Source organism: Shewanella sp. 10N.286.51.B7, assembly GCF_002873615.1.
Classification (GTDB): domain Bacteria; phylum Pseudomonadota; class Gammaproteobacteria; order Enterobacterales; family Shewanellaceae; genus Shewanella; species Shewanella electrodiphila.
Genome location: NZ_MCUF01000013.1, coordinates 93,220 through 102,308, shown reverse-complemented (window position 1 = coordinate 102,308; position 9,089 = coordinate 93,220). Strand labels below are relative to the sequence as shown.

The 9,089-nt window shown below is 41.5% G+C and carries 5 protein-coding genes; all 5 read right to left on the bottom strand.

The window, feature by feature from the left end:
* Positions 1–178: 178 nt before the first annotated feature.
* The 5 genes from BCU84_RS01555 to BCU84_RS01535 all read right to left on the bottom strand — a co-directional run bounded on the left by BCU84_RS01555 (position 179) and on the right by BCU84_RS01535 (position 9,002).
* The gene (locus BCU84_RS01555) at positions 179–3,940 is read right to left on the bottom strand and encodes an AAA family ATPase (protein WP_102526340.1); all 3,762 of its coding nucleotides are present in this window, start codon (positions 3,938–3,940) and stop codon (positions 179–181) included.
* Positions 3,937–5,211: an exonuclease subunit SbcD gene (gene sbcD / locus BCU84_RS01550; protein WP_102526339.1), complete on the bottom strand. Its 1,275-nt coding sequence runs from the start codon at positions 5,209–5,211 to the stop codon at positions 3,937–3,939. Before sbcD ends, BCU84_RS01555 begins: the two co-directional genes overlap by 4 nt.
* 98 nt (positions 5,212–5,309) lie before the next feature.
* The gene (locus BCU84_RS01545) at positions 5,310–6,071 is read right to left on the bottom strand and encodes a TSUP family transporter (RefSeq protein WP_102526338.1); all 762 of its coding nucleotides are present in this window, start codon (positions 6,069–6,071) and stop codon (positions 5,310–5,312) included.
* Positions 6,072–6,293: 222 nt separating this feature from the next.
* Positions 6,294–7,673 (bottom strand): DASS family sodium-coupled anion symporter, encoded by a 1,380-nt coding sequence (locus BCU84_RS01540; RefSeq protein WP_102526337.1) that lies wholly within the window; start codon positions 7,671–7,673, stop codon positions 6,294–6,296.
* 414 nt (positions 7,674–8,087) lie between these two features.
* Complete coding sequence (locus tag BCU84_RS01535) at positions 8,088–9,002, bottom strand: M14 family metallocarboxypeptidase (RefSeq protein ID WP_102526336.1); 915 nt, start codon at positions 9,000–9,002, stop codon at positions 8,088–8,090.
* Positions 9,003–9,089: the final 87 nt, after the last annotated feature.

Genomic DNA, 9,089 nt, shown 5'->3' with positions numbered 1-9,089 from the left:
TCTAAACTCTAAACTCTAAAACAAATTAAACATTAACAGTCTTTTTTAAAAGGTATTGGGGTGATTATTGAATTAGCAGCTTTCAATGCAGTAACCCCAAGTTAAACAAAAAGTACTCTCGACATACAAGGGCGGGAAGTTCCACACTGAACCGCCCTTCTAAGCTGCAAATTTGCTTTTACTCAGCAGCAGTCTCAACTTTGTATTCAGCTTGTAAACGGCTCACCCCAAGCCCGTTCATTTTATTCACTTTGATTTGCACGCTTATCCGCTCTTTCATCGCTTCAATATGACTAATGACGCCAATCATTTTACCTGATGCATTTAAGTTATCTAGCGCATCTAACGCAGTGTCTAATGTTTGGCTATCTAAGGTGCCAAATCCTTCATCTAAGAATAATGAATCAATACTGGTTTTATGACTGACTAAATCCGATAGTGCCAGTGCTAAAGCTAAACTCACTAAAAAGCTCTCACCGCCTGATAAAGTCCGCGTGTCGCGCACAGCATCGCCTTGCCAGGTATCTAAAACTTGTAACTCAAGCGCTTCCGATTGTTTTCTTTCCAGCAAATAACGACCTTGAAGCCTATCTAACTGACGATTCGCAAGGGTCACTAAATGATCTAATGTCAGTCCTTGAGCAAACTTTCTGAATTTATCGCCTTTTTGCGAGCCAATCAGCGAATGCAAATAAGCGATGTCATCATAATCTTGTTTTGCTTGGTTGAGCTGCTCAACCAGCTGTTGCTGACCTTGACGTTTACTTTCATCTTCTTTAAGCAAATGCGCGATTTGCCAAAGCTGTTGTTTAACTTCCGCTAATGCCGTTTCAGCTTGTTTGCTCAATTCACTGACTTCTGTAATTACCTGTTCACTATAACTTGCAATTGTTTGCTCAGTTAACTTCTCCGAGTCGTTTTGGCTAAAGCCGAGTTCCTTAGCTTGGATAATCAATTGCGCCAGTTGTGTTTTCGCTTGTTCAACTAAGGTGCTGGCTTTAACCATGCTTTGATCTAATTGCTGCTTGAGTTGCTTCAGTGCTTCTCGTTGCTCGCTTGGCATCACAGCTTGTTCAAACTCAGCTTGGCTGGCAAATGGACTGGTTAATAACGCCTGTTCAAATGCGCTACCAGCCTCGTTTAACTCAATGGTTAAACGCTGAACTTGTTGTTCATTAGCTTGACGCTGGGCAACTAACTTGTCCAGTTGCTGCTGCATATTGACTCGAACATCATTTGCTTGGTTTAACCTAAGTTCAGCTTGCTGCATTGACTGGTGACTGGCTTGTTTCTCTTGAGGACATTGTTTGTCGGCAAATAGAGCAAAACGCTGCTTGCTGGTGTTGTTCTGCTCCGCTGTCAATTGTTCGAGCTGAGAGTCAAGGACACTATTTTTAGCAGTCATATCTTGATGCTGGCTCATTAACGCTGCTATCTTTTGTGAGCATAACTGATGCTCTTGCTCTAATACTCCTTGCTGCTCAAACGCTGTTTGCCATTGGGTAATTTGAATGTCTAATTCAACCAACCACGACTCAAATAGGCTCATTTCAGGCATGGTTAAGCCTGCTTGAGAGACACTAGTTTGGCTATCACCCAATAAGTCAGCAATCTGCTGCTGAGTTTCAGTCTGATGTTGCTTAAGCTCTTGTAATTTTTGCATCTGAGTTTGCGATTGCTGCTTCGTTAACATCAGTTGATTTTGCAGCTGCTCAGCATGAGCCTGTGCTTGCTGGTATTGCTCAATACATTGCTGGTGCGAAGTAGAGTGCTGCCTAATAGTTGCAAGTTGCTGGTGTAATTGCTGTTGCTGCTGCGTTGCATGTTGAATAAATTCAGCTAGCGATAGCGCATCAATCTCGCCCTCGTTTGGTGCTAAATGCCCAATCAACAATTGCTCAGTAATCTGTTGATACTCAGATAAATATTGAGTAATTTGATGTTGATTTTTTTCTTGCTGCGCAGTTAATAATTCGAGTTGATGCTGGCGCTGTTTCTTTTCAAGGCTTAACTGCTCACCTTGAGTTTTAATCAGCTGCAATGCGTCAGACTCGCTTTGAAAACGCACTTCAGTGTCACTTACATCAATGGCTTGATAATGGTCAACTAAAGGGTGCTCTTTAGCGCCGCATAAAGCACAAGGCTCACCCTGGATCAATTTAGCCCGCTCAGCGGTTAAGTTTACAATTTGCTGTTCTTGTTTAAGTAACGATTGTAAATCTTTAACCTGTTGGTTCTTTGATTGCCATTCCGTGCGCACTTGGTGAAGCTGCTGGTCAATTTGCCCTAGCTGCTCAGACAATTGCTGCGCCTGTTTTAGCTCATTATTCAGTTCTTGCTGACTTTCAAGATGCAGTTGTTGCAATTGCTGTAATCGGCTGCGAGAAACCTGCTGATCAATTAATTGTTGATACTGGGCCTGCAGTTGCCCTTCTGTGCTGCCAGCAAGTAATTGGGCAAGTTGATGCTCGCTAGCATTGAGCGCAGTTAATTTATGCTGTACTTCAACTTGCTGCGATTCAACGTTTTTCTGGTACTGCTCAAGCTGCTCTGTATGCTGAATACCTTGCACCGATTGAGCTTCGATTGCCTTGACCAGCTCAGCTTCTTTTTGGTTTAACCTAGCATAGTTGCTTGCTTGTTGTTTCCACACGGCAATATGACTTTGGATCAACTGGCCTTGTGGGAAGCGTTCAATTAACTGCTGGTTGGTTAACTTAGCTTGATTATTTTCAGTTAACTGTTGATTGAGTTGATGCTGCTCACGCTCTATTTGTTGTAATTGCGTTTGCTGTTGCTGCTTGGATTTTTGCTGCTCGGACAATTGAAAATTTAACTTTTCAATTTGCTTATCTAACGGTTCAACCTGCTGCTCAACTAACTCGATTAACTGTTGATGACTTTGCTTAAGTTGTAAATTTTCTTGTTGTTTATTCTCATGCTCAATAACAGCATCATTAAAAGTCACTTGCGCATCTTGCCCAGCTTGTTTTAGCTCTTCTTGTTGCTTATCAAGCTGGCATTTCTGCTGTGTTAACTTATTAAGCGAAGTGAATAAAGGCGCAATGATTTGCGCAGGCTCGCTGGCACTTAATTTAGCTAATGCTGGGGCTTGTGCTGAAATATCAGCTTCAGCCGCCGCTAACGTTTGCTGGCTATCAGTAAGCTGCTGGCTGGTTTTAACGCATTGCTGCGCCCAAGTTAAGTGCTGCTGAAATTGTTGCGTTTTAGCTTGTAATTGCGTCTCTTGCTGCTCTAATTGTAATGCTTCAGCACGCTTATCTACTATCGCTTCGTCCGTTAGCAGCTCAACACTGTCTGTTTTGGCCTCTAACAGTTTTAATGCTTGCTTGGCTTCGCTAAAATTCAGATGGACTTGCTCTGAGATCAAACCATAAATTTCTGTACCTGTTAGTTCTTCGAGTAACTCTGCGCGATCATTGGCATCGGCATTTAAAAAAGCCGCGAATTGCCCTTGAGATAGCATCATTGATTTAGTAAAACGCGCAAAGTCTAGGCCAGTAACCGCTTCAGTTAACTCGGTTTTTTGTTTCACTTGGCTGGCGAGTATTTTGCCTGAATCAAGTTCGGCAAGCTCGACTTGCGCATCTTGCAAATTGCCATCAATTTGACCCCGTGAGCGACGTTGGCTCCAAAAAGCGCGATAGCCTTTACCTTTTACTTCAAACTCAACTTCAGCCAAACAATCACTGGTGCCACGAGTCATTAACTCATTAGTGGTTTTCGAGATAACCGTTAATCGCGGCGTTCGATGATATAGGGCTAAACAAATGGCATCTAAGATGGTGGTTTTACCTGATCCTGTCGGGCCAGTAATCGCAAATAAACCATTTTCTTTAAACGGTGATTCGGTGAAATCGATTTTCCATTCATTTTTTAACGAGTTTATGTTTTTGAAACGTAAGCTGAGGATTTTCATGCTTTAGTCTCCTCAGATGTACTTGTTTCAACTTGGGCACCTTGTTCAACAATCTGTTCAACGACTTGATTGAATTGCAGTTTGATCCTTTCTAGCCTTTGTTGCTGTGCGAGCTCTGAAAAATCCTCTTGGGCTAAACGCCGCTCAAACACATCATTCACAGAAAGCTCTGATAAAGTTTCATTATCAAGCTGCGCTATTTGTTGCTGACGTTGACTGCGAGCACGCTTAAGTTGCAACACCTCAACCGCTAAAGGTTCTGTGATGTCAGCAATACGACTCTGTAAATCACTCAAGAAGTCTTGTTGTGCAACTTCGATACTAAGCCAAGTCGTTTCTGGCTCGGCATCAGCCGATTTCACTGTAAATTCAGCCAAGCTTGCTTCAATATCAACTAAACTGCCTTTTAAGCTTGCCATAGCCTGAAATCGAGGCACGTCAATAGCGTTTACTTTAGCTAATTTATCTTGCTTAAATTCAACCAGAAAGACACTTTTTTGCCCAGTCAATTCATCAAAGCTTAATGGGATCGGTGAACCGCTATAACGAATGTGCTCAGTCTTAGCGATTTTTTGTGGCCTGTGAATATGACCTAAGGCAATGTAGTCCGCTGCGGGAAACAGAGATGCATTAAATGCATCAAGACTGCCGATGTAAATATCCCTGACAGATTCACTGGTGCTAGCTCCAACCGTGGTTAAGTGCCCTGTAGCAATAATAGGTAATGGCTTATCCTGTTGCTGATTAAGCAGTTGTGCACGCTCAAAACATTGTTCATACAAAGAGGCGATTTCATTACCCAGCTTGCGTTGTTTATCAGTACTAGACTCACCAGATTGGCTTAGCACCAAATCCCTAGGGCGCAAATATGGCAATGCGCAGATAATGGCACAAGGTTGTTGATGTTTATCCTTTATCACTAATACATGCTCATCAACATTGTCGAGTGCCCCTGGAATAACAGTGGCATTAAGACATGCAAGCAATTGCTTGGACTCACCTAAGGTGGCTACAGAATCATGGTTTCCGCCCAATACGATGAGCTGACAACCTGTCTGTTGAATATCGACAATAAATTGATTGTAAAGGCTACGAGCATAACTTGGCGGCGTTCCAGTATCGAAAATATCACCCGCAACAATTAACGCATCAACATCATGTAATTTGATCTGCTCAAGCAACCACTGCATGAATAATTGATGTTCGTTGGCACGGCTTTTTCCGTAAAAATTCTGCCCTAAATGCCAATCTGATGTATGAATAATGCGCATAGCAACCTATAAAACTGAATGTGGTAGTTAACCTCAGCACAAATGAGCTGAGTTAATGTATTTGGACAACGCCAACCATACTAATTTTACCGTAATTGTTAACCGTATTGGGCCCATAATAATTTAAAGCTCATTAAAAACGACATTGTTACAACAAGAGGCTTAATAATCTTCACACCTTTTGACATCACTAAACGTGAACCTAACGTCGCGCCAATGGCTTGGCCAACCAGCATAATCAAACCTAAAACAATGAAGACTTGCCCGCCAATCAGAAAGAAAATCAATGACGATATGTTAGTGGCAAAATTCAGGATTTTTGCATGGGCCGTTGCTTTAGCAAGCCCGTATCCTGCTAGTGATACAAACGCTAATGCAAAAAAGCTTCCTGTACCTGGACCAAAGAAACCATCATAAAAACCTACCCCAAGCGCTGCGGTAAAAGCAAACATGGTAGGGGTTAATACTTGTTGCTTATCTTCTTCAGATATCTTTTTTGAAAATAAAAAGTAACAACCAATCGCTAATATCAGAAATGGCAAAACCAGCTGTAAAATACTGACATCAATCATTTGTACTATGATGGTGCCCACTGCAGCGCCAACGAATGCGCAAATGATAGATAGCTTTGCCTGTTTTAGATTAATCATCCCTTTGCGAATAAAATATAAACTGGCAAAAAAGCTGCCACCACAAGCTTGAAGCTTATTGGTTCCTAATGCTGCAGCTGGGGGCAATCCAGCCCACATCAATGCAGGGATGGTCAAAAGACCTCCACCACCAGCTATGGCATCAATAAAACCTGCAAGAATGGCAACAAAAAATAATATGATGGCGAGTTGTAGGGTCAGTTCGAACATGAGGTGTGTCTTTAATTATTATTTATAGGCCATTAGACCTGCTTTACATATAAATTTCAAAAGCTATCTAAAACAAATGTGTTTTTGTGTTTTGAAAGCTCGAACTTGTATAAAACCTTTAACGTTTATGCTGTTAAATTGTTCTTTTTCGATGAAAAAGATAATAAAAAAGGCAACCTAAGTTACCTTTCTTGCTATCCGAGTATCTTGTGACTTACTCGTTTAAAAACCCCAAAAGAAGTTGGTTATTAAAAACAGTATCAACATACTAATAAAGTTAATAATCAAGCCTGCTCGCATCATTTCAGATTGTTTGATATAGCCAGAGCCGAAGACAATGGCATTTGGCGGTGTGGCAACCGGCAGCATAAACGCACACGATGCCGCGATACCGATCACCACAGAAATCATCACAGGTGATAGACCTAAAGGTTCAGCAATTGCGGCAAAAACGGGTACGAGTAATGCGGCACTCGCGGTATTACTTGCAAACTCAGTCAGCATTACGACAAAAGCAATCACGGCAATCACAAATAAAGCCATATGTGCGTTACCAAAAATGTCGGTAACAAAGTGAGCTAAAAATACACTGGTGCCAGTCGCTTTTAGTACTGCACTTAGTGTTAAGCCACCACCAAATAAGATAAGAACGCCCCAGTCTGTAGTTGACTCAATCTTCTTCCAATCAACTAATTTAAGGCCCGCAAGTACAACCACTGCGCCAAGTGCGACAATAGTATCAAACTTACTGATCCCGCCTAATGCCTGAGCTAGAGGTTTACTGAATATCCAGCAACATACAGTGGCTAAAAAGATGACTAAGGTCAGTTTGCCACTCAGAGACAGTGATTCTGTTTCAGCCTTTATTTCACATTTCGCAGATAAGTCTGGCTTTAAATACAAGTACAATGCAATCAACATGGCTGGCAACATTAACGCCACAGTAGGCAAACCAAACGCTAACCAGTCACTGAAAGTCAGTCCGACTTGCGCAGCTGCGATGGCATTAGGTGGACTACCGACTAATGTTCCTATGCCACCGATATTAGCCGAATAAGCGATACCCAGAAGCACAAACAAGTAAGTGGTTTTATGATCTTTAAATTCAAGTTGATGCAATATCCCTAAGGCAAGCGGCAACATCATTGCTGCAGTAGCAGTATTACTGATCCACATTGATAAGACGGCAGTTACTGCAAAAAGTAAAAAACACGCGATACTGAGCTTACCTTTAGAAAGTTGTAATACCTTCTGAGCAATCAATTTATCTATACCCTGATGATTTAGCGCTGCAGCTAAAACAAAACCACCAAAGAATAAATAAATGATCGGGTTGGCAAAGTTGCTCATTGCCGTTTGAGTATCAAACACCCCTAAAAAAACCGCGATAATAGGAATTAAAATCGCTGTAATACTGATATGAATGGCTTCGGTTAACCACAGAACTGCCGCAAAAATTAGCAACGACAAGCCTGTATTGACCCCCGGTTCAAATGGTAAAAAGTGATAAAGCAAAGCGAATAATGCAATGTTGCTAAACAAGATAATAAAATCTTTTTTGTTCTTCGCTGTTGTTGATGACTTATTCGGTATGTTTTCCATTAAAGCGCCCTCCTTTTGTTTTTTATGGAGAACAATGTAAAGCACACCGATGACTAAGATAAAGCCCTGTTTTTCAGTTAATTTATTACTTTTGAAACATACTAAACTGTGAGCAACTCCTCACTTAGCAGCTAACTTGAGAGCCAAGCGATCAGTGACCTTGCTTAAGTTGTGGTAATTAAGTTCCAAATAAGCTCATTTCTGGGGTGTCGCTTCAATTACTGAATGTTTGAGCTCATTCAATAACTGTGAGATAGATCTAATATCGCAACAACTCATCTGGCGCAAAGCGACCTTATTAACAAGAACGTGAGCAAGCTCTAAATCTGAAGCACAAAAAAACCTACTCAAAAGGTAGGTTTTAAATGGGCTTTATATCTTGTATCGAATTATCACTTCTAGTTCAATTGAACACTACTGCCCGAGTAAATAATCAAGCCCACTACAAATCGCTGCGACTTGCGCCAAAATACAGTTTTCAGCATCAGATAAAGGACTATCAGGGTATACTTCTGTCGTGGTTTTATACTGGGCTTGAGTTAAGCCTGCACATAGACCTAGTTCACCACATGGATAGTTTATTACTCCAAATTGAGCTAATTCAACGCCGATTAATTTGCCGTCATCGTCAGCGGGGGCAATATGAGTAACTTCCTCTACGCCTTTAATAATGGCTCGTTGAAACTCTGCTTGAGGGTTTTCAGTATCGCCCACTAAATAAAAACCATCAGGAATATTCCAGTTATGATTCACGATGCCATCTCTGGCAGCTAAAGCTGGTCTAAATTCTGAATTATCAGTGTCAGTAGTTTCATGCAAGTCAATATGAGCAAGCACATCGACATTGAGCTCTGCCATCACTTTGAGCAAGGCTGCGGACTCTTCTGCAGGACTATTAGTATAGAACGAGCGATTAGGATCGACTGCATTTGGGTTCCAGCGGTTAATGGTTTCGTATCCCCAAGGACTGACACAAGGTGCTACGATAATATTAAATTGCTCTGCATACTGCTTTGCTTTGGTTTCTACAAAGCGAGTAGCGCCTTGAACGCCGCTGGTCTCGTAACCATGCACACCACCTGTGATTAAAACCACTGGTTTACTCTCGTCCCATGCACTTCGGATCAAGAGTAAAGGATACTTGTTAGCATCATATGACAGTGCGCCATATTGAGAAACGCTAAATTGTTCACGCAAAGCATCAATCTTGTTGACGACCTCTTGCTGATAACTGCGTTTAACCTGTTGCTGTGACAACCATTGCTGCTTATGTTCATCAGACCATTTTTGGCCAGTGACACCAATGCTATAAGGCTCGTTAGTTTGCATATCCATCCTAGTATTGTTTTTATTTTGATGTAATTAACCGTTTTGCTAGTTTACCCTAGCTCATTAAACAAAGGTTTTATCACTTAA